Annotated in this window: 31 protein-coding genes and 1 pseudogene; 21 read left to right on the forward strand and 11 right to left on the reverse strand. The window is 73.3% G+C overall.

What is annotated here, in order from left to right; genetic code table 11:
- Positions 1 to 100: 100 nt before the first annotated feature.
- Positions 101 to 889, reverse strand: coding sequence for an SDR family NAD(P)-dependent oxidoreductase (locus ACZ7IF_RS36840; RefSeq protein ID WP_470981045.1), 789 nt, complete (start codon positions 887 to 889; stop codon positions 101 to 103).
- Between the two features lie 94 nt (positions 890 to 983).
- On the opposite strand from ACZ7IF_RS36840, the gene ACZ7IF_RS36845 reads away from it, so the two are divergent.
- Together ACZ7IF_RS36845 and ACZ7IF_RS36850 are read left to right on the forward strand one after the other, a co-directional pair.
- Positions 984 to 1,580, forward strand: a complete 597-nt coding sequence (locus ACZ7IF_RS36845; protein ID WP_470981048.1) for a TetR/AcrR family transcriptional regulator — start codon at positions 984 to 986, stop codon at positions 1,578 to 1,580.
- A gap of 51 nt (positions 1,581 to 1,631) precedes the next feature.
- The gene (locus ACZ7IF_RS36850; RefSeq protein WP_470981051.1) at positions 1,632 to 2,786 is read left to right on the forward strand and encodes an aminotransferase class V-fold PLP-dependent enzyme; all 1,155 of its coding nucleotides are present in this window, start codon (positions 1,632 to 1,634) and stop codon (positions 2,784 to 2,786) included.
- A gap of 21 nt (positions 2,787 to 2,807) precedes the next feature.
- On the opposite strand, the gene ACZ7IF_RS36855 is transcribed toward ACZ7IF_RS36850, so the two are convergent.
- Positions 2,808 to 3,458, reverse strand: a complete 651-nt coding sequence (locus ACZ7IF_RS36855) for a TOPRIM nucleotidyl transferase/hydrolase domain-containing protein (RefSeq protein WP_470981054.1) — start codon at positions 3,456 to 3,458, stop codon at positions 2,808 to 2,810.
- Between the two features lie 36 nt (positions 3,459 to 3,494).
- Positions 3,495 to 4,460, reverse strand: coding sequence for a helix-turn-helix domain-containing protein (locus ACZ7IF_RS36860; RefSeq protein ID WP_470981057.1), 966 nt, complete (start codon positions 4,458 to 4,460; stop codon positions 3,495 to 3,497).
- A gap of 149 nt (positions 4,461 to 4,609) precedes the next feature.
- Here ACZ7IF_RS36860 and ACZ7IF_RS36865 point away from each other — a divergent pair, with 149 nt between their 5' ends.
- Together ACZ7IF_RS36865 and ACZ7IF_RS36870 are read left to right on the forward strand one after the other, a co-directional pair.
- Positions 4,610 to 5,641 carry a saccharopine dehydrogenase NADP-binding domain-containing protein gene (locus tag ACZ7IF_RS36865; RefSeq protein ID WP_470981060.1) on the forward strand — a complete coding sequence of 344 codons (1,032 nt, stop codon included), beginning with the start codon at positions 4,610 to 4,612 and terminating at the stop codon, positions 5,639 to 5,641.
- A gap of 242 nt (positions 5,642 to 5,883) precedes the next feature.
- Positions 5,884 to 6,978: a serine hydrolase domain-containing protein gene (locus tag ACZ7IF_RS36870; protein ID WP_470981063.1), complete on the forward strand. Its 1,095-nt coding sequence runs from the start codon at positions 5,884 to 5,886 to the stop codon at positions 6,976 to 6,978.
- Positions 6,979 to 6,990: 12 nt separating this feature from the next.
- Here ACZ7IF_RS36870 and ACZ7IF_RS36875 read toward each other — a convergent pair.
- From ACZ7IF_RS36875 to ACZ7IF_RS36895, 5 genes and pseudogenes are all read right to left on the reverse strand, one after another.
- Positions 6,991 to 7,101 (reverse strand): annotated as a pseudogene (locus tag ACZ7IF_RS36875) (SDR family oxidoreductase); the annotation flags it as partial.
- Positions 7,102 to 7,114: 13 nt separating this feature from the next.
- Positions 7,115 to 7,480, reverse strand: a complete 366-nt coding sequence (locus ACZ7IF_RS36880; protein WP_470981066.1) for a hypothetical protein — start codon at positions 7,478 to 7,480, stop codon at positions 7,115 to 7,117.
- Positions 7,467 to 8,438 (reverse strand): MerR family transcriptional regulator, encoded by a 972-nt coding sequence (locus tag ACZ7IF_RS36885; protein ID WP_470981069.1) that lies wholly within the window; start codon positions 8,436 to 8,438, stop codon positions 7,467 to 7,469. Before ACZ7IF_RS36885 ends, ACZ7IF_RS36880 begins: the two co-directional genes overlap by 14 nt.
- A 33-nt stretch (positions 8,439 to 8,471) precedes the next feature.
- Positions 8,472 to 9,092, reverse strand: a complete 621-nt coding sequence (locus ACZ7IF_RS36890) for a VOC family protein (RefSeq protein WP_470981072.1) — start codon at positions 9,090 to 9,092, stop codon at positions 8,472 to 8,474.
- A 164-nt stretch (positions 9,093 to 9,256) separates the two neighbouring features.
- Complete coding sequence (locus ACZ7IF_RS36895; RefSeq protein WP_470981075.1) at positions 9,257 to 10,147, reverse strand: NUDIX hydrolase; 891 nt, start codon at positions 10,145 to 10,147, stop codon at positions 9,257 to 9,259.
- Positions 10,148 to 11,183: 1,036 nt separating this feature from the next.
- Here ACZ7IF_RS36895 and ACZ7IF_RS36900 point away from each other — a divergent pair.
- Positions 11,184 to 12,083: an NAD-dependent protein deacetylase gene (locus ACZ7IF_RS36900; RefSeq protein ID WP_470981079.1), complete on the forward strand. Its 900-nt coding sequence runs from the start codon at positions 11,184 to 11,186 to the stop codon at positions 12,081 to 12,083.
- A 28-nt stretch (positions 12,084 to 12,111) separates the two neighbouring features.
- Here ACZ7IF_RS36900 and ACZ7IF_RS36905 read toward each other — a convergent pair whose 3' ends face one another.
- A complete protein-coding gene (locus ACZ7IF_RS36905) occupies positions 12,112 to 13,098 on the reverse strand; it encodes a helix-turn-helix transcriptional regulator (protein ID WP_470981082.1) in 987 nt (328 codons plus the stop codon).
- 143 nt (positions 13,099 to 13,241) lie between these two features.
- On the opposite strand from ACZ7IF_RS36905, the gene ACZ7IF_RS36910 reads away from it, so the two are divergent.
- From ACZ7IF_RS36910 to ACZ7IF_RS36960, 11 genes are all read left to right on the forward strand, one after another.
- Entirely contained in the window at positions 13,242 to 13,637 is a 396-nt protein-coding gene (locus ACZ7IF_RS36910; protein WP_470981169.1) for a RidA family protein, read from the forward strand.
- Positions 13,638 to 13,775: 138 nt separating this feature from the next.
- Positions 13,776 to 13,916 carry a hypothetical protein gene (locus ACZ7IF_RS36915; protein WP_470981085.1) on the forward strand — a complete coding sequence of 47 codons (141 nt, stop codon included), beginning with the start codon at positions 13,776 to 13,778 and terminating at the stop codon, positions 13,914 to 13,916.
- Complete coding sequence (locus tag ACZ7IF_RS36920) at positions 13,913 to 14,224, forward strand: DUF6247 family protein (protein WP_470981088.1); 312 nt, start codon at positions 13,913 to 13,915, stop codon at positions 14,222 to 14,224. The genes ACZ7IF_RS36915 and ACZ7IF_RS36920 overlap by 4 nt, the downstream gene beginning before the upstream one ends.
- Positions 14,225 to 14,341: 117 nt before the next feature.
- Positions 14,342 to 14,890 (forward strand): hypothetical protein, encoded by a 549-nt coding sequence (locus tag ACZ7IF_RS36925; RefSeq protein WP_470981091.1) that lies wholly within the window; start codon positions 14,342 to 14,344, stop codon positions 14,888 to 14,890.
- A 233-nt stretch (positions 14,891 to 15,123) separates the two neighbouring features.
- Entirely contained in the window at positions 15,124 to 15,786 is a 663-nt protein-coding gene (locus tag ACZ7IF_RS36930; protein ID WP_470981094.1) for a lysophospholipid acyltransferase family protein, read from the forward strand.
- 117 nt (positions 15,787 to 15,903) lie between these two features.
- Positions 15,904 to 16,278 carry a hypothetical protein gene (locus ACZ7IF_RS36935; RefSeq protein WP_470981097.1) on the forward strand — a complete coding sequence of 125 codons (375 nt, stop codon included), beginning with the start codon at positions 15,904 to 15,906 and terminating at the stop codon, positions 16,276 to 16,278.
- Between the two features lie 175 nt (positions 16,279 to 16,453).
- A complete protein-coding gene (locus ACZ7IF_RS36940) occupies positions 16,454 to 16,801 on the forward strand; it encodes an ArsR/SmtB family transcription factor (protein ID WP_470981100.1) in 348 nt (115 codons plus the stop codon).
- A 65-nt stretch (positions 16,802 to 16,866) separates the two neighbouring features.
- A complete protein-coding gene (gene cutA / locus ACZ7IF_RS36945; RefSeq protein WP_470981103.1) occupies positions 16,867 to 17,202 on the forward strand; it encodes a divalent-cation tolerance protein CutA in 336 nt (111 codons plus the stop codon).
- A gap of 108 nt (positions 17,203 to 17,310) precedes the next feature.
- Complete coding sequence (locus tag ACZ7IF_RS36950; RefSeq protein ID WP_470981106.1) at positions 17,311 to 17,889, forward strand: zinc metalloprotease; 579 nt, start codon at positions 17,311 to 17,313, stop codon at positions 17,887 to 17,889.
- On the forward strand, positions 17,886 to 18,362 hold the full coding sequence (locus ACZ7IF_RS36955) for a hypothetical protein (RefSeq protein WP_470981109.1): 477 nt from the start codon (positions 17,886 to 17,888) through the stop codon (positions 18,360 to 18,362). Before ACZ7IF_RS36950 ends, ACZ7IF_RS36955 begins: the two co-directional genes overlap by 4 nt.
- Positions 18,359 to 18,487, forward strand: coding sequence for a hypothetical protein (locus ACZ7IF_RS36960; protein ID WP_470981112.1), 129 nt, complete (start codon positions 18,359 to 18,361; stop codon positions 18,485 to 18,487). Before ACZ7IF_RS36955 ends, ACZ7IF_RS36960 begins: the two co-directional genes overlap by 4 nt.
- A gap of 45 nt (positions 18,488 to 18,532) precedes the next feature.
- Here the strand turns inward: ACZ7IF_RS36960 and ACZ7IF_RS36965 are convergent, their stop codons facing one another.
- Positions 18,533 to 18,985, reverse strand: coding sequence for a MarR family winged helix-turn-helix transcriptional regulator (locus ACZ7IF_RS36965; RefSeq protein WP_470981114.1), 453 nt, complete (start codon positions 18,983 to 18,985; stop codon positions 18,533 to 18,535).
- Between the two features lie 170 nt (positions 18,986 to 19,155).
- Between ACZ7IF_RS36965 and ACZ7IF_RS36970 the strand changes: the two genes are divergently transcribed.
- The 3 genes from ACZ7IF_RS36970 (at position 19,156) to ACZ7IF_RS36980 (ending at position 22,787) form a co-directional block, all read left to right on the forward strand.
- On the forward strand, positions 19,156 to 20,694 hold the full coding sequence (locus tag ACZ7IF_RS36970) for an MFS transporter (RefSeq protein ID WP_470981117.1): 1,539 nt from the start codon (positions 19,156 to 19,158) through the stop codon (positions 20,692 to 20,694).
- 229 nt (positions 20,695 to 20,923) lie between these two features.
- Entirely contained in the window at positions 20,924 to 22,027 is a 1,104-nt protein-coding gene (locus ACZ7IF_RS36975; RefSeq protein ID WP_470981120.1) for a right-handed parallel beta-helix repeat-containing protein, read from the forward strand.
- 157 nt (positions 22,028 to 22,184) lie between these two features.
- Positions 22,185 to 22,787 carry a hypothetical protein gene (locus ACZ7IF_RS36980; protein ID WP_470981123.1) on the forward strand — a complete coding sequence of 201 codons (603 nt, stop codon included), beginning with the start codon at positions 22,185 to 22,187 and terminating at the stop codon, positions 22,785 to 22,787.
- A gap of 139 nt (positions 22,788 to 22,926) precedes the next feature.
- Here ACZ7IF_RS36980 and ACZ7IF_RS36985 read toward each other — a convergent pair whose 3' ends face one another.
- The gene (locus tag ACZ7IF_RS36985; protein WP_470981126.1) at positions 22,927 to 23,742 is read right to left on the reverse strand and encodes a hypothetical protein; all 816 of its coding nucleotides are present in this window, start codon (positions 23,740 to 23,742) and stop codon (positions 22,927 to 22,929) included.
- 1 nt (position 23,743) lies between these two features.
- On the opposite strand from ACZ7IF_RS36985, the gene ACZ7IF_RS36990 reads away from it, so the two are divergent.
- Both ACZ7IF_RS36990 and ACZ7IF_RS36995 read left to right on the forward strand, forming a co-directional pair.
- Entirely contained in the window at positions 23,744 to 24,346 is a 603-nt protein-coding gene (locus tag ACZ7IF_RS36990) for a TetR/AcrR family transcriptional regulator (protein WP_470981129.1), read from the forward strand.
- 129 nt (positions 24,347 to 24,475) lie between these two features.
- Positions 24,476 to 24,910, forward strand: coding sequence for a type IV pili methyl-accepting chemotaxis transducer N-terminal domain-containing protein (locus tag ACZ7IF_RS36995; protein ID WP_470981132.1), 435 nt, complete (start codon positions 24,476 to 24,478; stop codon positions 24,908 to 24,910).
- Positions 24,911 to 25,044: the final 134 nt, after the last annotated feature.

Genomic DNA, 25,044 nt, shown 5'->3' on the forward strand with positions numbered 1-25,044 from the left:
AACCACTGGTACTAGACCAGCGGCAGGCTGCACAGAACACCGGGAACGCCCGGCCGAGATCCCTCGGCCGGGCGTTCCCGCACGTGCACGGCCGAAGGCCTCAGGCCTTCAGGATCCGCCCCGACACCGCCAGCGTGAGGCGCCGGGGCGTCAGCGCGGAGGCGATCGCGGAGACGCGGTTGGCGAGGCCGGCCACGATGCTGGGCGGGGTCTTGGCGCGCTCCAGCGCACGGCGCGTCGCGGTCACCACCTGCTCGGGCGTGGCCATCCGGCCGACGGCCGCGTCCCGGCTGCCGACGACGTCGAAGAACTCGGTGCTGACCGGACCCGGCGATACGGCGAGCACCCGCAGCGGCGAGGTGCGGGTCTCGTAGCCGACGGCCTCGGTGAAGCTCAGCACGAACGCCTTGCTGGCGCCGTAGACCGCCATCGCGGGGGTCGGCTGGTACGCGGCCGCGCTCGCGACCGTGACCAGCGCACCCCGGCCGTCTGACACGAGATCGGGCAGGAACGCCCGGGTGAGCTCGGTGACGGCCGTGACGTTCAGCTGGATCATCTCGTTGATCTGCGCCATGTCCTGGCGGACGAACGGGCCGTGGCTGCCGAAGCCGGCGTTGTTGATGAGGGAGTGCACGGTGATCCCGCGGGCGTCGAGCTCCGCACGCAGCGAGGCCGCGGCCCCCGGACGGGCGAGGTCCGCGGCGATCACGTGGGCGGTGACGCCGTAGCGCTTCTCCAGGTCCGCCGCGAGCTCTTCGAGCCGGTCGAGGCGGCGGGCGACGAGTACGAGGTCCGCCCCGCGCCCGGCCCACTGGCGGGCGAACTCGACACCGAGCCCGGCACTCGCCCCGGTGATCAGGGTCACGGTCCCCTGGTATGTCATAGGCATCGTCGGCTGCTCCGTTTCCACGTGTTGGACGGTCTCGAATGTAGGCGGCGTCATCATTGTAGTCAATGACAACATCAGGAGAGGGGAGCCCGCCTTGACCGAAGGGCCCTACCACCACGGCAACCTCAGGACCGCCCTGCTGGAGCGCGCGGAGACCGTCCTCACCGAATCGGGCGTGGACGGCCTGTCCCTCCGGGCCCTGGCACGCGACCTCGGCGTGAGCCACGCCGCGCCGTCCCGTCACTTCCGCGACCGGCAGGCCCTGCTGGACGCCCTCGCCGTCAGCGGCTTCACCCGGCTGAACGCCCGCCTGCGCGCCGCCGCCGAAGCGCCCGGGCCGGTGCCGGTCCGCCTGGCCGGCCTGGGGCGGGCGTATGTCGACTTCGCCGTCGGCCACGCGCCCCTGCTGAACCTGATGTTCAGCGCCAAGCACGCCGACGACTCCAGCGCCGAACTCAGGGAGCTCGGGCACCGCAGCCTCGACACCACGGCCGAGCTCATCGCGCAGGCGCAGGCGGAGGGAGTGGTCCGTGAGGGCGACCCGGCCCGCCTCGCCCAGGTCGCCTTCTCCACCGTGCACGGACTGGCGACACTGGCCCTCGGCTCCCTCCTCGACGACACCCCGCTGCCGGAGGCGACCGAGCTGGCCCTCGACGTACTGCTGACCGGCCTGGCCCGCCCCGGCCGGTGACGGCCGGGCCCCCTCCTGCGCACGGTCCGTTCCCCACAGGCAAGGACTCTCATGACCACCACCAGCGGCCACACGCCGTTCGGCGCCGCCCGGGAGCTCTTCGACATCCCCGGACACGTCGCCTACTTCAACACCGCCTCGCTCGCCCCGACCCTGCGGACCGCCCGCGACGCGGGCGAGGCGGCCCTGCGGCAACGGGCCCAGCCGTGGCGGATCCGCACCGCGGACTGGTTCGACGGGGCGGAGGAGCGCAGGAGGCTCTTCGCGGGGCTCATCGGGGCGACCGCCGATGACATCGCCCTGGTCCCGGCCACCAGCTACGGCCTCGCGGTCGCCGCCGCCAATCTGAACCCGCCCGCCGGGAGCCGCATCCTGGTCCTCGACGGCGAGTACCCCTCCGGCGTCTACACCTGGCGGCGGCTGGCCGAACGCACCGGCGCCTCGCTGCTCACCGTCCGGCGGGAGCCGGGCGCGACGTGGACGGAAGCGGTACTCGGCGCCCTGGACGGGGCCGTGGCCGTGGTCTGCGTACCGCAGGCGCACTGGACCGACGGAGCCCTGCTGGACCTGGAACCGATCGCCGGGGCCGCACGGGCGGCCGGCGCGGCGTTCGTCGTCGACGCCAGCCAGTCGGCGGGGGCCGTGCCGCTCGACATGAGCGTGCTCCGGCCCGACTTCCTCGTCAGCGTGGGGTACAAGTGGCTGCTGGGCCCCTTCGGACTGGGCTACCTCTACGCGGCTCCCGCCCACCACCAGGGGCGGCCCCTGGAGGAGAACTGGATCGTGCGCGAGGGCTCCGAGGACTTCGCCGGGCTCGTCGACTACCGCTCCGGCTACCAGCCGGGCGCCCGCCGCTTCGACGCGGGCGGACGTACCGCTTTCGAACTCACACCGATGGCGGTCGCCGCCCTGCGCCAGTTGTCGGCCTGGACGGTTCCCGCCGTCGCCGGGGCGCTGTCGGCCGTCACCGGCCGCATCGAGGAGGAGGCCCGCAAGCGGGCGCTGCCCACCCCCCTGCCGCGCGGCCCGCACATGCTGGGCATCACCGTCCCCGAAGAGCTGCGGGGGCGGGTGGTGGCGAGGCTGGAGGAGGCGGACGTCTTCGTGGGCGCGCGCGGCACGTCGATCCGCATCAGCCCGCACCTGCACACCACGGACGAGGACGTCGAGAGACTGTTCGACGCCCTCGACGGCGCACTCGCGTAGCCCGTCGGCGGCCGCGCCCCGTCAGCGCCTCCCGCGGTCAGCGCCTTCCGTGTCGCGCAGGGAGGTGAGCAGGGCGTCGAGGGGCGCGGGGACGAGGCCGAGGTCGAGGCCCTGGGCGAGGAGGTGGCCGTAGCGGATCTTGCGGCCCTTCTTGGTGCCGAGGAAGCGCCGCATCCGGTGGTGCGGGTCGCGGCCCCGTTGCGCGGGCTGGCGGATGAAGGTCTGCCACGGGACGAGGTCGCCTTCCGCCTCGATGATCTCTTCCACCCTGGGCACGCCCAGCGCGCGGATGAGCTCTTCTTCGAGGTCCTTCACGCAGACGAAGACCTCGTGGCCGGGAGCGCCGGCCTGCTGGAGGGCGCGGTCGTAGAACGGCTGCTCCTGTTCGTCGCACAGCCCGGTGACGCGCAGCCCCAGTCCGGGCGGGCCCAGGAGCCGGGCGTAGCGGCCGATGTTCATCGCTCCGCCCATGGAGATGACGCAGACGCCCTCGGCCGCCAAGTCCCGGTCCAGGCGCGCCGCCAGGGTCTCGACGGCGGCGAGGTCGCTGGGCCCCTCGACCAGCACCACCGCCGCGACACCCAGCTCCGCCGCCAGCTCCCCGGCCGGCCCGCCGGGGCCGCCGGCCGCCCAGTCGGCCACCGCGTTCCGGAACACTCCCATGTCTGCCATGCGGTGATTCTGCTGCACCCCGGGGCAGGACGGCAGTCATTTTCCCCTGCTCCCGGGGGCGTTCGCATGGACGCGGAAGGTGCGGCGGTAGGTGTCCGGCGGGACCCCGACCGTCCGGTTGAAGTGCCGGCGGAGCGTGGTGGCGGTGCCCATGCCCGTGGTGGCGGCGATGGCGTCGACGGTGGCGTCGGTACCCTCCAGGAGCTCCTGCGCGCGGCGGATGCGCTGGATGTGGAGCCACTGGAGCGGCGTGGTGCCGGTGACGGTCTTGAAGTGCCGGGTCAGGTGGCGGGAGCTCATACGGGCCTGCCGGGCGAGGTCCTCGACGGTGAGGGGTGCGTCGAGGCGGGCCAGGACCCAGGGGAGCAGTCCGGCCAGGGGGTGGTTGCCGGGCGCGGGAACGGGCGTACGGACGAACTGGGCCTGGCCGCCGTCGCGGTGGGGGGCGACGACCAGCCGGCGGGCGACGGTGTTCGCGACCGCCGTCCCGTGGTCGAGCCGGACCAGGTGGAGGCACAGGTCCATGGCAGCGGCCTTCCCCGCGGAGGTCAGGACGCTGCCGTTGTCGACGTACAGGACATCGGGGTCGACGGTGACGCGGGGGTGCCGGCGGGCCAGTTCGGCGGTGTGGGCCCAGTGCGTGGTGGCGCGCCGGCCGTCGAGGAGTCCGGCGGCGGCCAGGACGAACGCGCCCGTGCACAGGGACGCCACGCGGGCTCCCGCGTCGTGGGCGGCGCGCACCGCGTCCACGAGTCCGGCCGGCGGGTCGCGGTCGACGTCGGCCCAGCCCGGCACGATCACGGTGTCGGCGCGTGCGAGCCCGTCGAGTCCCTCGTCCGGTTCCAGCCGGAACCTGTCCACGACCACCGGCCCCGGGCCGCACAGCGAGAACCGGTACCAGGGGTCCACCAGATGCGTCAGGTCCGAACCGAAGACCTCGCAGGCCAGCGACAACTCGAAATGGAGCATGCCGTCGGTGACGGCCAGCGCGACGCTTCTCATGTCGGGAACTGTACGTCCCATGTCGTTCCGGACACTGTCGCGGGTGTGCCGGGTCCGGCCAGGATGGGGTCCGTTACGGCGCACCGGGCCGCCGAGCGAGCAAGGGGGGCCCGGGCGCACGGCAGACGCGAGGCAGGGGAACGGTTTACGTGAACGGCACGGTGCACGACACGACGGTGGCGGTCTACGGCGCGTACGGACACACGGGGAGGTTCGTGGTGGCGGAGCTGGCCGCCCGCGGGTACCTGCCGGTCCTCTCCGGCCGGGACACCGCGAAGCTGACCGCCCTGGCCGACGCGACCGGGTACCCGGCCCGGCCGGCCGCGGTCGACGACGCGGCCGCGCTCGACGCAGCTCTGACCGGCACCGCCGCGGTGATCAACTGCGCGGGACCGTTCGCCTCGACGACCGGACCGGTGATCGAGGCGGCCCTGCGCGCGGGGATCCCGTACCTGGACGTGGCCGCCGAACTGGAGGCCAACCTCGACACCTTCGCCCACTACGCCGACCGGGCCCGCGAGGCCGGCGCGGTCGTCGTCCCGGCGATGGCGTTCTTCGGCGGCCTGGGCGACCTGCTGGTCACGGCCGCGATGGGGGACTGGACCCACGCCGACGAGGCCCACATCGCCTACGGCCTGAGCGACTGGCACCCCACCGCCGGAACCCGCCTGTCCGGCGCGGTCTCACGCGAGCGGCGCGGCGACCACCGCCTGCGCTACAGCGGCGGCGCCTGGCAGCGCCGCACCGACACCCCGCCCACCGCCGAGTGGCCCTTCCCCGCCCCGATGGGCCCCCGCCCGGTCGTCACCGAGTTCACCATGGCCGACGTCGTCACCGTCACCGACCACCTGTCGATCCGCGACGTCCACACCCACATGGCCGTCGACGCCGTCCAGGACATCGCCTCGTCCGACACCCCCGCCCCCACCGCCACCGACGAGCTCGGCCGCTCCGGCCAGACCTTCCTCGTCGACGCGGTCGTCCGCTCCGGCGGCGTCGAACGTCGCGCCGTGGCCGGGGGCCGCGACATCTACGCCGTCACCGCGCCCCTGGTCGTCGAAGCCCTCGACCGCGTCCTGACCGGACGGATCCGCACCACCGGCGTCGCCTCCGCCGGCCGCATCTTCGACGCCCCCGACTTCCTCGCGGCCCTCGCCCCCCACATCACCCTCCACCCCTGACGGGACCAACTCCGCTTCCGGCAAGTCCTCCGTCGGCACGGCGCAGTGGTACCGCGGCGGGGACCTGCTCGAGACGGTGCCCGAGCACGTCACCGGACCTGGATCCACGCTCGACGAAGCGTGCTCCGCGTCCTCGGCATCAGCGGGACCCCCTCCCCGGGCGGGAGCTCCGCCTGCCCTTGATCGACTGGCCACGGCACGGCCGCCGGAGGACTCTCGAAGGAGGGAAGAAGGTGGTCCGGGTGAATCGGACGGTGTCGTTGTGCACCGCCGGGGGCGCCGTGATCGTGGCCGCGCTCGGAGCCCTGACCCCGCAGGCACACGGAGCCGGTGACGACCGCGGGCAGCGCAGCGCGGCGGTCCTGCGGGAACTCGTGCCTTCCCCCGACGGCCCGGGATGTGCGGCCGCGGTCGGTGAACGCGGCGAGGTCGTCTGGGAGGCGGGGAGGGGGAAGGCCGACCTGGCGACCGGGCGTGCCATCACCCCGCAGACGGTCTTCGACATGGCGTCGAATTCCAAGCAGTTCACCGCGGACGCCGTCCTCCTGCTCGCCGGGCGGCACCAACTCGCACTCGGCGACCCCCTGTCCGACTTCCTCGACGATCCGCCCGCCTGGACCAAGGACGTCACCCTCGGCGACCTGATGCGCCACACCAGCGGCATCCCCGACTACCAGGACCTGCTCGAGGCCGAGGGCGTCAAGCTGACGGACCCGGCCGGCCAGGGGGAAGCGCTCGCGGCCATCCTCGCCTCACGGCCGGAGGAAAAGCCCGGGAAGAGCTTCTCCTACTCCAACTCCAACTACCTCCTCCTGGCCCACGTCGTCGAAAGAGTCACCGGCAAGCCGTTCCCGGACTTCCTCCAGCAGGAGTTCTTCACCCCGCTGCACCTGCGCATGACCCTCTCCCCGGCGGTGGACGTTCCCGGCAAGGCGAAGTCGTACGACGGGAAGGACGGCTCCTTCACCCCCAATTCCTCCCCCTGGAAACAGTACGGAGACGGATCCGTCCAGACCACTGCCGGAGAACTCGTCCGCTGGGCCGACAATTACCGCACCGGCCGCATCGGCGGAAGGGAACTCCTCGCCGGAGTCACCGACGGAGCGGTGAGCGTGGGCGACGTCCTGCGCCCGCGCGGCGTCGAAGAAGGGCGCTACGGGGCCGGAATCCTCCTCCTGCCCGACAAGAGCCTCCTCCACCGGGGCGACTGGGAGCAGTTCCACAGCACCTTCAAGGTGAGCCCGGACCGGAACACCGCGGTCACCGTGGTGTGCAACGCGGATCCCCCCGACAGTTTCCGGGCGGCGAACCAACTCCTGGACATCTGGACCGAATGACGGGCCGACCGGTCAGTTGGTGAAGCCGCCGTCGCTCCTGAGCAGCTGTCCGTCGATCCACTGGCCCTGCGGCGAGCAGAGGAACCCCACCAGGCGAGCGGCGCCGCGCAAAGCCCCCGGCCGGAGACTTCGGCCCTCAGGTCGCCATCGCCATCCACGGAACACGGCAGACGTGAGGGGCCGTTCCCGCCGGGCACATGGCCGTGATCACCGTCTTGCGGACCGCCCGCCACGTCCGCAGGGAGCACGTCAAGTGAACGCGCAGCTCGATCAGTTGCCGTGCGCCGCTGCCCTGGCCGGGGTGTTCCACGGCCCACTGCTCCGCGAGGAGGTCGTACATGTCGGCGGTCGGCAGCCCGCTGTGGGGGAGGGTCTCCGTCGAGACGGTCTCACCGGTGATCCGGGCCCCGCGGCAGCCCACCGCCTCCGCGACGAGTTCCCTCACCCAGGCCAGTCCCTGTTCGTCCGCGTACAGGCCGAACCTGAGGTCACGCGTCCTCATCGCCTCGGACCTCCCCGATCGTGCCGGTGCCGCTCCCGGCGAAGACCGTGGTGAACCAGGGGTAGACCGCAGCGAGGGCCGGTGACGCGGGCCATCCGTTGACCGTGGCCAGCAGCCGCCAGTAGCGCTCGGCACGGTGGTCCGCGGTGGTCCGCAGACGGGCGAGGAGCCAGCGCCGCAGATCGCCCGCGTCGGCCCGCTGGAACGCGTCGGCGTAGAGACCGCCCAGCGAGTCGGAGGGGGGCGCCCCGGTGGCGGAGGCCGGCAGGAGGCCGGCGGCCGCTGCCTCGTCGATTCGTTCACGCATCGCCTGGTTGATGTCGTCGTGCAGGCTGCAGGCGTCCTGCGGGGAGGGCTCTTCCGCCTGGTCCTGCGCCACGCGGCGGATCGCGGCGCGGAAGTCCGCGTCCTGGCAGAGTCCGGCGAGTTCCACCCAGGCCTCGACCTGCTCGGGCGTGGGATCGTCCGGGAGCTCGGGCACGGCGGACCGCATCAGGGCCACGAATTCGGGGTTGGTGTCGAGACCCTCGAAGGCGTCGTCGATGAAGTCGGACACCAACCGGTGTCGTTCGGCCTGGGAGAGCGTGGCGAGTCGGTGCATCAGGTCCATCTCCATGGTGGTGGGGCCGCGTCTGGCGACTGCGCGGAGGACTGCCCGGCGCAGACGGAGGGTCCGGATCTGCACGTCCAGGGCTTTGGCGTGCGCTTCCGTGACCTCCGGTATGGACGCCTCCCGGTCCAGCACCCTGCGCACGGTCGCCAGGTCCAGCCCGAGATCACGCAGCGTGCGGGCGAGGTCCAGGCGGGCGAGCGCGTCGGTGCCGTAGAGCCGGTACCCCGCCGGGCTCCGGTCGGTCGGCGGGACGATGCCCCGGTCGGAATAGAACCGGATGGTCTTCACCGTCAGGCCGGTCCGGCGGGATAGTTCTCCGATGGAGAAGAGCGTGTCGCTGTCCATGCCCCCAGCTTGATGTCTCCCCCCACGGGAGACTCAACCGGAGCCGAGACCGCCGGGGGAGGCAGGGGCGGTGACGTGGAACTCGTTCCCGCCGGCGTCGAGGAACTCGCCGGGCTCCCGGCCGGGACGGGTGGTCTCCAGCCGCAGCCTGTTCCGCCCCGCCTTCGGCGCCGCGGGCGGCCCCATCACCAGCGAGACCGTGCTGGTGGGAGTCCGGCGGAGCCGGAAGCCCCAGGTGTGGGACTCGACCGCGTTCCAGTCGGCCTGGGGCGGCCAGAAGGCCTCCTGGGCCTGGCGGTCCTCCTCGGCGATGTCGAGGCAGACCGCGACGAGGCCGGAGTCGGCGAGTACGCCGGGGTGGCCGGGCCGCAGCACGCAGAACTCGTTCCCCTCCGGATCGGCCAGCACGTCCCACGGGACGTTCCCCTGGCCGACGTCGGCCCGTGTCGCCCCGAGCGCGAGCAGGCGCGCCACCTCCGCTTCCCAGTCCGCGCCCCCGGCCAGGTCGAGGTGGAGCCGGTTCTTGCCCGCCTTCGGCGTCGCCGTCGGCACGAACCGCAGCCGCAGACCGCCCGTCCGTCCCCGCGTCGCCTCCTGCCAGAAGCGGTCCATGCGTACGACGTCCAGCGCGTCGATCACGATCCCGGTCAGCATCCGTTCCCCCAAACCCTCGAAGCAAGATCAGCACGCACCCGGACACCCTGCCGACCGAGCTCGCCGGGCACAAGAGGGGCAGGCCCGTACCGGGGGGTGTCGCTCGGCGAAACGCGGCTCAGGGGCGTGGGGGTCCGCCCGGGCGGGGCGGGGCCGGGCGGCGGTCAGGTCCAGCCGAGCTCGCTGTAGAGGCGGCCCGCGCGGATGCCCTCGATGGCCGTCCGCGCGTACGGGACGATCCGCTCCGGCAGCGCGTCCGCCGGCCACCAGTCCCAGGAGACGCACCGGTCGGGCTCCCGTACCTCCGGCGTCCCCGCCCACTGCCGGGCGCGGAAGACGAGCTGCATCCGGGGCTGACCGCCGACGTGGTCCACGATGTGCACCAGGTGGGCCAGTTCCACGTGGGCCGGGTCGAGGACGAGGCCCGCCTCCTCCAGGGCCTCCCGGATCAGGCAGGCGACCGCCGATTCCTGCTCGCAGTGCCCCGCGAGGAAGTGGTGGGTGGACGCGGCGAAGGCGGAGTCCGGGTGGCGGAGCCCGAGCAGCACCCTGCCGTCCCGCTCCAGGTACAGGTGGACGCCCACCACGTTGGGGCGGGCCCGGCCGCCGGGCCGGGCCCGGGCCGGGAGGAGCGTACGGGCGGGTGCCCGGGCCTGGTGGAGGTCGATCACGTCCTTCGTCCACGGACACATCGTCAGGTACGGGACGGTGGCCGCGTCGAAGTGCCGGAACATGATCCCTTCCGGGCAGGGGAGATCGTCCGCGTTGCCGTCCCAGGCTCCCAGATAGACCTGGATCCGCCCCTCGGCACCGTCGGGGCCCACACTGCCCACGACCGTGAACTCCTCCAGCGGCACCACCAGGCCGGTCTCCTCCCAGAGCTCCCGGGCGACCGCCTCCCGGGCGGGCTCCGTGCCCTCGCGGTCCCCGCCGGGGATGGACCACGTGCCGGGGTCGCAGATCCTCTTGTTCGCGTCACGCAGGTGCAGCAGGTACCGGCCGTTGCTGTCGACCAGCAGCGCGGCGGTACCGCGCGGTTCCTCGGAAACGGTCATCACGGACTCCTCACAGGGGGACGGGTACGGACGATCACGACGCGGTGGCGGCGGCCCCGGGCCCGGATCCCCCGCTCACGAGGCCGTCCCCGTACCCCGCCGGGGCCGGCAACACGGCGCCCGCGGCGCTTGCCCGGGCCGGCGGAGCGACGGGGATGTTCGAATGCGGCGGGGGCCGCGGGGCGGGCGGGCACGTCATGCACGGCGTCCTCCGGATGGGCGTACGGCTGGTACCGGTGCTCCAAGAACGCCTCCGGAACGGGTCCGTCACGGCCCGTCCGGGGGCAGCAGGTGAACGAATGTTCCAGACGCGTCCGCCGGGCGTGCGGAGTCCGGGCCGAAGGCGTTGAAACTCGCTCGAACAGGGCCGGGTCGCCCGCACGGGGGATTGCCGGTCCGTCGGTCAGCCGCTCGCGGCGCCCCGCCTGGACCCTCGGTGCCGCGGTTCCCGGGCGCGTACGGTCAGGCCATGACGAGGACCACGCCGGCCGGACCGGTGTCCGTGGAGGCCGTTTTCCCGGAGCTGGCCGCGCACCGGGGCCGGACCACCCGGCTGCACCCCCGGCACGGCTCGCCCGGCATGCGCGAGAGCCATGTCGGCGGGCCGATGCTGTGGCCGGCCCGCGAACCGTGGCCCCTCTGCCACGAGCCCCACCAGCCCGGGACCGAGGGGTACGCCCCGGACGAGATCCGCAACGCCCAGGCCCCTCGGTGCATGGCCGAAGAGCCGGCCGTGGCCCGCCGGCACGGCACCGGAGGGGGACGGCCCCGTACCGTTCGTGGCGCTGGCACAACTCTTCCGCCGGGACGTCCCGGGCCTGGCGGCCGGGCCCGCCCACCCGCCCCGGTGGCTGCTCGCCTAAGGGCTGCCCCGGCGGGCGCACGACGCCGGCCACGGCACCTCGCTGCGTCGCCGGAACGCCCGAATACGCCCAGTACGGGCGCGCCCCTCCGCCTCGCGATGCACCGCATCCGACGCCGTGCGCTGATCCGCCGGGGACTACGGGACAGCCCTTGGCTTCCGTACGCTGGCGACATGCGCACGCGCCCCACTCTGAGCTGGACCCCGACCGAGAGCCTGCCGCCCGGCAGCACGGACCTCGGCCCCGTCGCCGACGCGCTCGCCGCCGGCGGTGTGCTGGTGCTCACCGGGGCGGGCATTTCCACCGAGTCGGGCATCCCCGCCTACCGCGGCGAGGGCGGGAGCCTGAGCCGGCACACCCCGATGACCTACCAGGACTTCACCGCGGGTGCCCAGGCCCGCCGCCGGTACTGGGCGCGCAGCCACCTCGGCTGGCGCACCTTCGGCCGGGCGCGGCCCAATGCCGGGCACCGGGCCGTGGCGGCGTTCGGGCGGCACGGCCTGCTCGCCGGAGTCATCACCCAGAACGTCGACGGCCTGCACCAGGCCGCCGGCAGCGACCCGGTGGTGGAGCTCCACGGAAGCCTCGCCCGGGTCGTCTGCCTGTCCTGCGGAGCCGCCGGGCCGCGCGGCGAACTCGCCCGCCGGCTGGAGGAGGCCAACCCGGGATTCGAGCCGGTGGCCGCCGCGATGAATCCGGACGGCGACGCCGACCTCACGGACGAGCAGGTCGCGGACTTCCGCGTGGTGCCCTGCGCGAGGTGCGGCGGCATCCTCAAACCCGATGTGGTGTTCTTCGGCGAATCGGTCCCGCCGCAGCGGGTCGAACACTGCCGCGCACTGGTCGACGCGGCGGCCTCACTGCTGGTCCTGGGATCCTCGCTGACCGTGATGTCCGGGCTCCGCTTCGTCCGAGAGGCGGCCCGGGCCGGGAAGCCGGTACTGATCGTCAACCAGGACCCGACCCGCGGCGACCGGCACGCCGTCACCCGGGTCGCCCTCCCCCTGGGGCCGGCCCTCACCACCGTGGCCGCCCGGCTGGACATCCCCGTAGCCGGCGCGGACGCGGCATGAAGTGCTCCCGGCCGGACGGGACGGCCCCTCACTCCCGGGAAGGGTCCGCGTAGCGGGCCGCGATCGCGGCGGCGCGGGCGCGCAGGGAGGTGCGCAACGACCGCGGGGCCAGGGCTTCCGCGCCCGTGCCGAGCTGCCACAGCGCCCACTCGGCGTGCCGTGAGTCCTGGTAGGTCACCTCCAGCCGCACCCAGCCGTCGTCGTCCGTGCCGGGTTCCTCCGCGCGGACGGCCAGCGCGGTGCCCAGCAGCTCCTCCCGCCGCGCCGGGTCCACCCGTACCAGCACGGTGAGGTGCTCGCCCCCGGAGAGGAACCGCGCGGAGCGCTCCCGCCAGATCCGGTCCAGATCGACCCGGTTCGGGCGCTCGGCCTGCTCGGGGAGCGCCTCGGCCGCCAGCACCCGCGACAGCCGGTAGGTGCGGTCCGCGCCCGCTCTCGTGGCCAGCAGGTAGCCCCGGTCGCGTACGGTGACCAGGCCGATCGGGTCGACCGTACGCCACTGCGGCGCCTCGCCCGTGGCCGCGTAGTGGATGCGCAGCTTGTGTCCCGCCAGCACCGCGCGCCGGACCTCGGTCAACGCGGCGCCGGGTATCTCGTCCGCGGCCGGCCGGCGTGAGAGCAGGTCGCTCTCGGGATCGACGAGGAACCGCTGGGCCGCGTCGCTCGCGACCGCCCGATGGCCCTCGGGCAGCGCGTCGACGACCTTGCGCATGGCCGAGGCGAGCGCCGAGCCCAGACCGAACACCAGCTCGCCGCGCCCCGATCCGGCGGTCAGCAGGGCGAGGGCCTCGTCGTGGTTCAGTCCGGTGAGCTCGGTCCGGAAGCCGGGCAGCAGCGAGAAGCCGCCGTGCCGGCCGCGTTCGGCGTAGACGGGGACCCCGGCCGCGGAAAGCGCCTCGATGTCACGCAGCACGGTGCGGGTGGACACGTCCAGCTCGCGGGCCAGGCTGTCGGCGGTGAGCCGACCGCGCTGCCGCAGCAGGAGTACCAGCGAAACCAGCCGATCGGCGCGCATGCCGGAACCCTAACGAAATACCTGACCGAGGATGTCGTGATTTGTTGCGAGGCTCGTTCCACGACGTCGAAGCCGGCGGTTGCCGAGCCGGCGGACGCATGTACGTACGTAATCCCAGTGGATCGAATGGAGCTGACGTGGCGATGGAACGAACGGCGGTCAACCCGGTGTCGTGGTCGACGGAATTCGGATTCAACCAGGGCGAATTGGTCTCCGGGCACACGCGGACCCTGTACATCTCGGGGCAGACCGCGATGAGCGCCGACGGCAAGCCGCAGCACGAGGGGGACATGGGGGCGCAGTTGGCGCTGAGCGTCGACAACCTGGAGGCCGTGCTCGGCGAGGCCGGGATGTCCCTGGCGAACCTCGTCCGGCTCAGCGTCTACACGACCGACGTCGACCTGCTCTTCCGGCACTACGGCGTGCTGGCGGCGCGGCTGGGCGCCGCCCGGGTGGCGCCGGCCAGCACGATGCTCGGGGTGACGCGGCTGGCGATCCCCGGCCTGATGGTCGAGTTGGAGGGGACCGCCGTCGCGTGACGCGGCCCCGCCGCCCCCGCGTCCCGACCGGGACGCGGAGGCGGCGGACACGTCCTGGGCTTCCGGGCCCCAGGCGCGGAGCCGGTCGATCGGCACGGCGTCCCCGTCGATCCGCACGGAGTCCGCCGGGATGCGGTCGTGGATGCAGAGGACCAGCTCACCGGCGGTGCCCAGGACGCCGACACCGGCCGGCTCCGGACCCTGGGCCGTCGCGGCGGCGGTGACCGGCAGGCCCAGGCGGCTACCGTGGGGGTACGCCCCGCCTGGAGGAGCCCGTGAGCGCACAGCCCGAGCAGGTACCCGCCCCGCCCCGCGCCCACGCGCCGGCGCCCGGCGCCCCGGCCGAACTCCTCGCGGCGCTGCGCGCCGACCGCCGGGCCGAACGCTGGGTGCCGGCGTTCGAGGCGGAGTGGGCGGGGGCGCTCGAGGAGTCCCGCCGCACGTTCTCCCTTGCCGCGCTGTACGGGGTCGTCAACACCTGGCAGGCCCGACTCTCCTGTGCCCCGGAGGTCGACGCGTTCCTCTCCTCCGGCCGCGACGAGACCGGGTTCGTCGGCCCGGAGGAGCTTCGCGGCAGGCGCCGCTGACCGGCCGGCCGTCGCCCTTCGGGCAGGACTTCGCCCGTTCGCCCGCCCAGGCGGCCGCGGCTGCGGGAGAGTCGGTCCCGAGGCCGGGTTTCCGGGCGGAAGGCAGGAGGGGCTGTCGTGGCGGATGACGAGACGTGGACGACCGATGAGTACGGCCCTTCGCACGAGGGGCGGGTGGGTGTGCTCCTGGCCGACGGCAGTGTTCCCGAGCCCGTGTATTTCGACGCCGTGTCATCGGCCGATGGCCGGAAGGTCACCCACTGGAGCGTCTACGACGGCGGCGCCCACCCGGACCGGCCCCGGGCGGCCGTGCTGCGGGCGGAGTGCGCCTGCGGCTGGAAGGGCCCGGACCGCCACCTGGACTGGGCCGCCTTCGGCGAGCGGCGCTTCCACGAGGCCGGGGTGGCCTTCGCCGACCGGTGCATGGACGACTGGGACGGGCACATGGCCCGCGTCGGTGACGGCACGGTTCCCCTCCCATCGGAACTGGAGGCCCTGCTGGAGCAGGTCGAGCAGGCGGTCGAGGCCCTGGCGGCGCAGTCCCCGGCGGCCGCGGTCAAGGCCGTGCGGCGTCTGGAGGTCCTGGCCGCGGACCTCGGCTACTGGCCCGCCCACGAGCTCCGGGAGCGAGGGCGCCCGACGCGGTCGCGGCCGACCTCGGCCTGAATTCCGGTCAGACCAGGGCCCTGCTCGCCCGGTTGGGCCGCTGGAGCCCGTACGCGTGACCGCCCCCCGCGCTTCCTGACCGCCACGCCGACGGCCCCGGCCGGCGCATCCCCTGGGTAGGGCGACCCGTTGGGTCTGAGTAGGACGACTCAGGCGGGCCGGGCACGCGTTGACGACCCTGGGAGCAGTCGCCGCAGTCGTCGTAGCCGCCGTCACGAACCGGGAAGAACGCCATGCTCAGCCGCCTCGCCCAGCTCCTCGTCCCCACCCTCGGACACGTCCGCGTCACCACCGAGCCCGACGTCCGGGTGCCGCCCGGCAGCGTCATCGTCGCCAACCACACCTCCCTCGCCGATCCCGCCGTGGTCCTCGCCGCCCTGCGCCGCTGCGGTGTCGAACCCGTCGTCATGGCCGCCGCCGGGCTGTGGCGAGCCCCGGTCCTGGGACGCCTGCTGGTCCGCGAGGGCCACATCCCCGTCCACCGGGGGGACCGGCGGGCCGCCGAGGCACTCGACCACGCCGCGTCCGCACTCGCCGCGGGACGCTCGGTGCTCATGTACGCCGAGGGCGGCATCCCCTCCCGCCGCGACGCCGCCGAAGCCGCACCCCTGGCCTTCCGCAGCGGGCTCGCCCGGCTCGTCGCGCGCACCGGAGTGCCCGTCGTACCGGTGGGCCAGGCCGGGGCCAGGCGCATCACCTCCGGAGGCGCCGCCAAGCAGGTCGCCGGCCTCGTCACCGCCCCGCTGCGACGGCCCCGGCTGCACGTCCACGTCGGACGCCCGCTGGAGCTGACCGGCGACACCGCCGCCCGCACCCTCCAGGCGCACGCCGCCGTCACCGACGCCTGGCGCACCGCGGCGGCACGCCTGCGCGAGCCCGCCGCGAACGCCGCCTGACAGCGGCGGAATCCGGCCAATTCCGGTGATCCCGCCAGACGGAGCCGCGCGATCGGTAGCGTCCCGGTACGGAAGATCCGTGCCACGCCCGGCACACGACACCAGCGGAGGACAGCCATGGCGAACGTGGAAGTGTCACTGAAGGAAGCGATGACCTCGATCGAAGGGGCCCTGGGGGTGGCGCTGGTGGACTACGCCAGCGGGATGGCCCTGGGCACGCTCGGCGGGGGCAAGGACCTGGACCTGACGGTGGCCGCCGCCGGGAACACCGACGTCATCCGTGCCAAGCTGCGCACGATGGAGATGCTCGGGATGCAGGACGAGATCGAGGACGTGCTGATCACGCTCGGCGGTCAGTACCACCTGATCCGGATCCGGCGCAGCCGCTCCGGCGGCGGTCTGTTCCTCTACCTGGTCCTCGACCGGGGCAGGTCGAACCTGGCGATGGCCCGACACCAGCTCAGCCGCATCGAAGCCGAGCTGGAGGTCTAGTCGCGGCGTCCGTCGGGCCCACGCACGCCCATGAGTTGAAGAACTCTTCAACTCGGAACATGTGAAACCGGTCATCATCGGTTCCGCGTGGGCCGGCCGGACGCGACGATGGGTGGGGGTGGTGATCCCCGCCCGAGCCGGAGTCCGTTCGAAGAGGAACAGGAGCGTCGTGGGAATGCAGGTCCCGCTGTACCAGGCCAAGGCCGAGTTCTTCCGGATGCTCGGTCACCCGGTACGCATCCGCGTGCTGGAGCTCCTCCAGGACGGCCCGATGCCCGTACGGGACCTGCTGGCCGAGATCGACGTCGAGGCGTCCAACCTGTCGCAACAGCTGGGCGTCCTGCGCCGCTCGGGCATCGTCGTCTCCACCCGCGAGGGCTCGACCGTCACGTACGCCCTCGCCGGCGGCGACGTCGCCGAACTCCTGCGCGCCGCGCGCCGGATCCTCACGGAGATGCTGGCCGGCCGCAACGCCCTGATCGCCGAGCTGAACGAGTCGGACCCCGCCCCGGCCCGCATGTAGGGCGGCACCGGGCGCTCCCGTCCAGGGTGGGGCCGTTGGCGAACGAGGAGAGGTGAGGTGGGGCAGTGAGCGGTGGGAACGGGATCGTGGTCGCCCAGACCGTGGTGGACGACGAATCGGTGGCCTACGACATCGCGCGCGGCGCGGTGGAGGCGCGGCTCGCGGCCGGGGCGCACGTGGACGCGCGGATGACGACCTTCTCGTGGTGGAAGGAGACGGTGCGTCACGAGCGCCAGTACCGGGTTTCCTTCCAGACCACGCCGGAACGTGCGGCGGAGCTGAGGGAGTGGGTGCACGCACGGCACACCCACGAGGTACCGCAGTGGTTCGTCGTCCCGGCGGCCGGGGCTTCGCAGGCCTACCTGGACTGGACGCGGACGAACGCCGGCGCCGGCCGGTAGCCGCCGGGAAGTCCGTGGGGCGCGGGTGCCGTCGGCAGCCGCTCCCGGTACCCGTTCGCCGGCGGCCACATTTTGTGCACACAGTCTGACGTTGGGTAACTTTCCCGGGTGCTCCTCTTCCTGACCGGGCTGGCGGCCTCCACCGCGGCGACGGTCCTGCTCTCACTGCCGCACCCCGGGCCGGTCCTCCGACGGGGCCCCGAGGCGTGTGTCCCCTCCGGCCACGACTCCCGCGGGCGGTCCTCCGTGGACCACGGGGTGATCGCCTGGGAGGACGACACCGTCTTCGACGACGCCCGCGCCCACGCCGTCGGCCAGTGGACCGGCGGCAGCCTCAAGAAGGTCGGCTTCCGTCCGGACACCGCCTCGGAGGTCGCCGACCTGGAGTGGAACGACACCCGGTCGAGCGGAGGCGACTGGAAGAACGTCCTCGCCCGCTGGACCGGCCTCCCGGGCACGGACAGCATCACGATGAACCGCTACTACCTCGACGACGGCGGCGCACGCGGTACGACCGCGCACCGGCGCCGCGTCGCCACCCACGAACTGGGCCACGCGCTCGGGTTCTGCCACAAGAGCGCGAAGGCGGGCTCGATCATGTGGGCCGACAACGCGGAGGCCGCCCGCTTCGGCATCGACCGGATCACGGCCAACGACCGCACCTACTACCACCGGCTGTGGGGATGACCACGAACAAGCTCCTCCTCGCGGCCGCCGTCCCGGCCGCCGCCACGGCGGTGCTCGCGGGCGGAGCCTGGCTCGGCTGGGAGCGGTACCGCGACGCGCACGCCGTCAGCGAGGTCGTCCACGCCTTCGACACCACCGACCCGTTTCTCGTCGCCCCGGACGCCACCGCGGTCTTCGTCGGCACCGTCATCGAGGACCTCGGCCGCCGCACCGTCGAAGGCCTGCCGTCCGACGCCTACCGCGTACGCGTCGACCGCGTCCTCAAGGGCAGCGCCTCGGGGGAGACGCTGGTCAGCCAGAGCGACGAGTCCGCCCACAAGTACCTGGTGGGGCAGGCGTACGTGTGGGCGACCAACCCCGCCACCCGCCCGGAGGAAGGCGTGGCCCAGCTCTACGACGCCGAGCCCCGCCCGGCGGCCCCCGCGGACATCGCCGCCTGGACGGCGGCCGTGGAGCAGGCGCGGCCGCGGTGATCCGGCAGCGCGACCGGACCGCCATGCCGCCCCCCGCCGTCGCCTCGGCCATCGGCCACGCGATCGGGCAGCCCGACGGCGTCGACGTCAGCGGGATCGTGGTGCGGCCCACCGCGCGGTCCTGACCGCCGCCGGGGAGTCCGCGGCCGGCCCGGAGCCCGGCGTTCGGCTCACTGGTCGCAACCGTCCGCCGGCTCCCGGCAGGCCGTCGTGACGGCCGACATCCAGGCGAGGGCGGCCTCCCGTTGCTCCGGGGCCAGCCCCTCCTCGAGCTCGGCCTCCCGGCGCACGACGGCCGGGAGCGCCTCCTCGTAGCGGGTGCTCCCGAGGTCGGTCACCTGCAACTGGTGCGTCCTTCGGTCGGTGGGGTGCGGGGACCGGGTGATCAGGCCGTCGCGCTCCAGGGCCGCGAGCATCTCGTTCGCGGCCTGGCGGGTGCTCCCGACCGAGCGGGCCAGCTGCGCCACGGACATCCCCGGAGACGCCCTGACCATCATCAGGGTCGCGAACTGCGGAACGGTCAGCCCGAATTCCGCCAGCTCGGCCCCTATCGCCGCCCGCATGCCGAGCCAGGTGTGGCGGACCAGGAAGCTCAGCACCCGGCCCTGGGTCTGCTCGCCCATGGGCGACCTCCGAAATCATGATTGACAGGTACTTGACGAGTTGTCACGATGAGTCGACCGTCAGGTACTTGACGATCATACGCCGAGGGCGTGCCGAACCCACCCTGATCCGAAGGCAGTCACGCATGTCATCCGCCACACGACCCCCAACGACAACGACACCGGCCGCCATGCCGGCACCGGCCCGGTCCACCCTCCCACCGGCCCGGCGCCGCCTCGTCCTCGGCGTCCTCGTCTTCTCCCAGCTCCTCATCTGGCTCGACGGAACCATCCTGTCCACGGCCTTCGAGACGCTGTCCGACCCCGTCCGGGGACTGGGCACCACCCCCGGCCAGCTCCAGTGGGCCACGGGCGCGTACACGCTGGCCTTCGCCGGCCTGATGTTCACCGGCGGCGCGCTCGGCGACCGCTTCGGCCACCGCAACACCCTGCTGGCGGGCATGGCCCTGTTCGGCGCCGCCTCGGCCCTCGCCGCCTACGCCACCACCCCCGTCCAGCTCATCGCCGGCCGCGCCGTCATGGGAGCCGGCGCCGCGCTGCTCGTCCCGGCCACCATGGCGGTGGTCAGCTGGACCTTCGAGCCCGCGGAACGCCCGGCCGCCTTCGGCATGCTGTCGTCCTTCGCAGGCATCGGCCTCGCCGCCGGGCCGATCCTGGCCGGGGCGCTGCTCGCGGCGTTCTGGTGGGGGTCGGTGTTCCTGGTCAACGTACCGGTGGTCGTCGTCGGCCTCGGCTTCGTCGCGCGGTACGTGCCCAACTTCCGCAGCCCCCAGGTCCGGCCCCTCGACCCGGCCGGGCTGCTCCTGTCCACGGGCGGCCTCGGCCTCCTCGCGTACGGCCTGATCCGGGCCGGCCAGGACGCGTCCTTCGCCCACCCGGGCGTCTGGGGCTGCACCGCGGCGGGCATCGCCCTGATCGGGGCGTTCGTGGTCACGGAGCTGCGGATCGCCCACCCGAGCTTCGACCCCAGGCTGCTGGCACAGCGCGGGTTCGCCGCCGGGAACCTCACCCTGATGCTGGTCTTCCTGGCCCTGACCTCCGGATCGTTCTACCTCGCCTTCTATCTGCAAGGCGCCCGCCACTACTCGGCGTTCGAGGCCTCGCTCCTCGGGCTGCCGGCCGCGCTCGGAGTCGTCGTCGGCTCGCCGATCGCCGTCCGGCTGGCCCGCCGTACGTCCGTCCGGCTCGTCTCGTCCGTCTCACTCGCCGTCGCGGCCCTGGCGATGGGGGCCCTGGCCCTCTTCGGCGCGACCACACCGATCGCCTGGTACTCGGCGGTCATGGTGGTCCAGGGCACCGCGATCGGCATGGTGATCGCACCCGTCACGGGCGCGGTACTGGGCTCCCTGCCGCTGGAGCGCTCCGGCGCGGGCAGCGCGGTCAACAGCACCCTGCGCCAGACCGGCAGCGTACTGGGCATCGCGGCCGGCGGCACGATCACCTCGATCGTCTACCAGCGCGCGATCGACGGCTCCCTCACCGGCCTCCCGGACGAGGTACGGCTCCAGGCCCGGGTCTCCGCGGAGCTCGCCAGGCACGTGGCGGCCGCCACGCACGACGCCGGGCTCGCCGAGGCGGCCGACACCGCGTTCTTCCACTCCATGCACGTCGGTGCGCTCTGGACGGCGGGATTCGCGCTGGCCGGCGCGGTGGTCCTGGCCATCGGCTTCCGGCCGGACCGCCGCCGCACCGCGCCGACGGCGGAGTAGGCCGCGCGGGTCGGCGGGAGGGCGCCCGAACACCGGGCACCCTCCCGCCTTGCCGTGTGGTCCCGCTGCTCCGGACGGCCCACCCCTACGGCAAGGCCCCCGCCGCTTCCGCCCGCCCTGTGCTCGGGTGGCCCTGTGCGAACCGGCCGTTCCCGCCGCTCCGCCACGTGTCCCACGGCGCCGGGCGGCCATGCGCGGCCGACGGCCCTCCCTTCGGCAGGAGAACGCGATGAACCCCCTCCGCTCACGCTGCGCGGCGGCCCTCGGCACGCTGCTCGCCTCGGTGGCCCTCGGCTCCCTCGCACCCTCGTCCGCCGCGTCGCCGCCACGCGAACTGGTGGTTCCCTCGGCCGCCTACCCGACCGTCCAGTCCGCGGTCGACGCCGCGCACCCCGGGGACCGCATCGCGCTGCGCCCGGGCGTGTACCGCGAGCAGGTGACGATCCACAAGAACCTCACCCTCACGGGGGCGGGCGCCGGCAAGACCACGATCCTCGCCCCCGAGCACCTGGTGGCCGGCCCCGACGGCCGCAACTCGATCGTCTCCCTCGACAACTCGGCGTCCGTGAAGATCTCCCGCCTCACGGTGAGCGGGCCGGGTTCCGGCACCTGCGCGGAGGGCGCGCTCGGAGCCGGCATCCGGGTCCTGGGCGGGGCGCACCTGGACCTGAGCCACGCGGCGGTGACCCACATCAAGGACACGCCGATGGCCCCCTGCTTCCGGAGCGCCAACGCCGTCCTCATCGGGGACTTCCCCGCCGGCGCGGGGTCGGCGGACATCCGGGACTCCGAGGTCACGGACTATCAGGGGTCCGGCATCGTCGTGCTCAGCGCGGACTCGAAGGCCACCGTGCTGCGCAACGTCGTCACCGGGCAGAAGAGCATCTCCACCGACGGCATCGAGTTCGTCGAGGCGACCGGCCGGGCCGAGCAGAACACGGTGAGCGACAACGCCTGCCGCGAGCCGGATCCGGGCTGCGGCCCCGACTTCTTCACCGAGATCCAGCACGCCGGAATCCTGGCCAACACCGGCGTCGCGGTCACCAGGAACCGCCTCGTGGGCAACCAGCTGGGCCTCTACGCCTTCGGCGTGATGGAGACCAGCCACAACACCTTCATCGACAACGAGTACTTCGCGATGGCCTTCCAGGACGGCAGGTTCATCGCGGTCAAGGACACCGTCCGCGGCGGCGGGGGAGGGGTCGCGGCCGTCGCCACGGCCGTCGACACCACCGTCCGGCTGGACCAGGTGAAGATCACGAAGGTCTCGGGAGACCGCATCCGTACGTTCGAGCAGAACGGCTTCACCGCGAGGGTGACCACCCAGCGCTAGACCGCGCCCCAGGCCGCTCGCCGACCGCCTGCCCGGACGCCCGCCGACCCGCGCGTGGGCGGCTTGGCATGTTCACCTCTGAGAAGATGATCCCTCGGAACATTGAGGTGCGGGTCGTGGCGGAGTGCCGCCCGGTCCGGGGAAAGGCGAGATGAGAATGCGTACGTGGACGCGGGCCGCGTCGGCGGCGGTGGGGGCCCTGACGTCGGTCGCCGTACTGACCGGCTGCAATGGCCTGCCGCAGGCGAAGGCGAAGGGCGGCAACCCGGCTTCGCCGCAGGCCGGCGCGGGTGCCAAGAAGACGTTCCGCCTGGGCGAGGCGGGCCCGGTCCAGGAGAGCCAGAAGCTGGACTCGCAGGACGCGAAGTTCACGGTGACCCCGCTTGAGGTCCGTACCGGTACCGAGGCGGACATGGAGAACTCCGGCCTCCAGAAGGACGAGAAGGACGGCCCGCAGATCCCCGTGTTCGTCTGGGCGACCCTCAACCACAAGAGCGGCACGCCCATGAAGCTCGGCGACATGGACGGCAACCTGATGGTCAGGACGGAGTCCGGCCTGCGGACGCGCGCCCTGATCGTCATGATGGGCAGGGCGAAGTGGGCCGACTGCCCCTCGACGCAGAGTGAGAAGACCCTGGGCCCGGGACAGTCGGAGAAGATCTGCACCGCCTTCCTGATCCCGGCCGGGCAGAAGCCGGCCGCGGTCGAGCTCTTCCGGGGCTTCAACGCCGAACCGGCGCAGTGGCCGCTCGGCGCCTGAGCCGGGCACCGACCACGACCCTGGCGGGGGCGGAGCGCGATCACTCCCGCGCGCCGTTCGTGCCAGGGCGCGGAAGACGGCAGCGGTGTGCCCGGAGCGGCATCGGCCGGTACCCCGCCATGCCCCCACCGGGCCGGTGTCACAGCCCGAGTGCCGTGAACGCCGCGTCGAGGAAGCCCTCCGGCAGGCCCGTCCCCGTCCAGGTCCAGTCGGCCGGACTCACCGCCTCGGCGGCTTCCTCGACCGCCGTCCCCGCGCTCGCGGGATGTTCCGCGGGCAGCCCCAGCGCGACCACCGTCCAGGACGCCAGCTCGGCGACGTCCAGGTACTGCCACCATTCGGCGTCGTCCCACCCCCGGCGCTCGGTTGCCTTGTCGGTCCAGGCCGTGCGGTAGAGCGACGCGAGCGTGGTGCGCGGATCTCCTGCGGAGGCTTCGACGGCGCACCGCACGGCCCGCAGGCGCTCCAACTCCACGGCCCAGGGATGCCTCGCGAAGAACTCCAGGTTCTGGCGGAGGGTGGGCCGGAACGCCCGCCCCCGTCCACGGTTCCACTGCCCGGCCGGTGTCCACAGGCCACCCGGGCCCGCGCCCAGTCCCGCGGCCCGCGCGTCCGACGCGATGCCGCCGAGCACCGCGTCGCGCCAGCCGAGCCCGTACGCCGTCCGCGCGGCGACGATCGCGTGGATCTGCCCGTCCGTGGCCGGTGCGTCGAGGAGCGCGTCGTCGCAGCCGTCCCACAGTACGGTGACCGCCGCGGTCACCGCCTCCATGGAGCGTGCGTGCAGCTCACCCAGGGGTACGCGGGTCCAGGGGAGCAGGGCCAGATGGGTCCTGTCCCACAGCTCCCGCACGGTCGTGGCTTCCGGCATGGTCCTGTCCTCGTCGATCGGAACGTCACGCGTGACGTTCTCGGTGCAGTCGGAGGTGCGCCCCCGCAGGAAGGACGCCGACACCGTGAGGACGGTTGACCCGGTCAAGCACCAGGCGAAGCGGCAGCGCATCGTGAACGCCGCCGCCGCACTCTTCGCGGCCAAGGGCTTCGAGCGCACGACGACCGCCGACATCTGCAAGGCGGTCGGGATGAGCGCCGGGAACCTCTTCCCCTGCTTCCCGAACAAGCGGGCGATCTTCTTCGCCGTGCTCGACGGCGACCGGGAGGAGAAGGCCGAGCGCCTGGCCCGGGCGCAGTCGGCCGACGACCCGTGGCAGGGCCTGCGGGACGCCGTCGACCTGCTCGCCGAGGCCGCGGCGGAGCCGCTCGTCCCGCAGCTGGTCATGGAGGCCATGGTCCAGGCGTACCGCGACGCCGAGCTCGAAGCGCTGCTGAGCCGCGGCAACGCCGCCGAACACGCCGCGGTCGGCGCCCTCCTGGCCCGGGCGGCCGCCGCCGGGCGGATCGACCCGGAGCTGAATCCGGACGACACCGCCACATGGGTGCTCGCGCTCGTCGCCTCGCTCTACACCAGCGCCGCCACGGACCCGTCCTTCCGGCCGGCCGCGCAATTCCCCACCCTCCACCTCATCCTGCACCGCTTCCTCCAGGCGGGGGCCGGGTAGGGCGGCGCGGCCCCGCCGAAGCACCGAACGGTCGGCGTACGGATGCGCGACACCCCCTTTCTGCTTAGTTTTGGCTTGCGTACCGAAAGGTCTCGTACATCCGCTCTGCCCCTGTCAGGAAGGTCTCCCATGAAGCGATTCCCCGTGGTCGGCGTGCTCTGCGTCAGCGCGGTGTTCGGACTCGCCGCCTGCTCCGACAACAGCGACGACAACTCGGCCTCCGAGCAGGCCACCAAGGCCGCGGCCGACCTCTGTACGGACCTGAACTCCCTCAAGTCGGACAATGCCAAGCTGAAGGCCATGGACCCCGCATCCGCGACCAAGGACCAGGTCAAGGAGGCTTACGACGCCGTCCAGAAGGACTGGGAGAACGTCAAGGACAACGTGGCCAAGCTCAAGCAGGCGGAACAGGACGCGGTCAAGGAAGCCGCGGAGAACCTGAAGAAGGGCTACGAGAACCTGCCGGGCGACACCACCGGCAAGGACGCCCTCACCCAGCTCCAGCCGCAGATCCAGAAGCTGGACGAGGCCTCGACGGCCGCCTCCGCCGGTCTCAAGTGCTGACGGCGCGCTGACCGACGCGCTGCCCCCGAACCGGCCCAACCCGGCCCGGGGGGGGGGGGGGGGGGGGGGGGGGGGGGGGGGGGGGGGGGGGGGGGGGGGGGGGGGGGGGGGGGGGGGGGGGGGGGGGGGGGGGT

Source organism: Streptomyces sp. NPDC037421, assembly GCF_055602105.1.

What these genes read in the sequence shown, in the direction of transcription:
- ACZ7IF_RS36995 (WP_470981132.1), top strand. Translation starts at nt 24,476, where the DNA reads ATGAAGCGATTCCCCGTGGTCGGCGTGCTCTGCGTCAGCGCGGTGTTC.
- ACZ7IF_RS36975 (WP_470981120.1), top strand. Translation starts at nt 20,924, where the DNA reads ATGAACCCCCTCCGCTCACGCTGCGCGGCGGCCCTCGGCACGCTGCTC.
- ACZ7IF_RS36840 (WP_470981045.1), bottom strand. Translation starts at nt 889, where the DNA reads ATGCCTATGACATACCAGGGGACCGTGACCCTGATCACCGGGGCGAGT.
- ACZ7IF_RS36935 (WP_470981097.1), top strand. Translation starts at nt 15,904, where the DNA reads ATGGCGAACGTGGAAGTGTCACTGAAGGAAGCGATGACCTCGATCGAA.
- ACZ7IF_RS36970 (WP_470981117.1), top strand. Translation starts at nt 19,156, where the DNA reads ATGCCGGCACCGGCCCGGTCCACCCTCCCACCGGCCCGGCGCCGCCTC.
- ACZ7IF_RS36860 (WP_470981057.1), bottom strand. Translation starts at nt 4,460, where the DNA reads ATGAGAAGCGTCGCGCTGGCCGTCACCGACGGCATGCTCCATTTCGAG.
- ACZ7IF_RS36895 (WP_470981075.1), bottom strand. Translation starts at nt 10,147, where the DNA reads ATGACCGTTTCCGAGGAACCGCGCGGTACCGCCGCGCTGCTGGTCGAC.
- ACZ7IF_RS36955 (WP_470981109.1), top strand. Translation starts at nt 17,886, where the DNA reads ATGACCACGAACAAGCTCCTCCTCGCGGCCGCCGTCCCGGCCGCCGCC.
- ACZ7IF_RS36940 (WP_470981100.1), top strand. Translation starts at nt 16,454, where the DNA reads ATGCAGGTCCCGCTGTACCAGGCCAAGGCCGAGTTCTTCCGGATGCTC.
- ACZ7IF_RS36965 (WP_470981114.1), bottom strand. Translation starts at nt 18,985, where the DNA reads ATGGGCGAGCAGACCCAGGGCCGGGTGCTGAGCTTCCTGGTCCGCCAC.
- ACZ7IF_RS36880 (WP_470981066.1), bottom strand. Translation starts at nt 7,480, where the DNA reads ATGAGGACGCGTGACCTCAGGTTCGGCCTGTACGCGGACGAACAGGGA.
- ACZ7IF_RS36910 (WP_470981169.1), top strand. Translation starts at nt 13,242, where the DNA reads ATGGAACGAACGGCGGTCAACCCGGTGTCGTGGTCGACGGAATTCGGA.
- ACZ7IF_RS36890 (WP_470981072.1), bottom strand. Translation starts at nt 9,092, where the DNA reads ATGCTGACCGGGATCGTGATCGACGCGCTGGACGTCGTACGCATGGAC.
- ACZ7IF_RS36850 (WP_470981051.1), top strand. Translation starts at nt 1,632, where the DNA reads ATGACCACCACCAGCGGCCACACGCCGTTCGGCGCCGCCCGGGAGCTC.
- ACZ7IF_RS36980 (WP_470981123.1), top strand. Translation starts at nt 22,185, where the DNA reads ATGCGTACGTGGACGCGGGCCGCGTCGGCGGCGGTGGGGGCCCTGACG.
- ACZ7IF_RS36885 (WP_470981069.1), bottom strand. Translation starts at nt 8,438, where the DNA reads ATGGACAGCGACACGCTCTTCTCCATCGGAGAACTATCCCGCCGGACC.
- ACZ7IF_RS36900 (WP_470981079.1), top strand. Translation starts at nt 11,184, where the DNA reads ATGCGCACGCGCCCCACTCTGAGCTGGACCCCGACCGAGAGCCTGCCG.
- ACZ7IF_RS36905 (WP_470981082.1), bottom strand. Translation starts at nt 13,098, where the DNA reads ATGCGCGCCGATCGGCTGGTTTCGCTGGTACTCCTGCTGCGGCAGCGC.
- ACZ7IF_RS36930 (WP_470981094.1), top strand. Translation starts at nt 15,124, where the DNA reads ATGCTCAGCCGCCTCGCCCAGCTCCTCGTCCCCACCCTCGGACACGTC.
- ACZ7IF_RS36855 (WP_470981054.1), bottom strand. Translation starts at nt 3,458, where the DNA reads ATGGCAGACATGGGAGTGTTCCGGAACGCGGTGGCCGACTGGGCGGCC.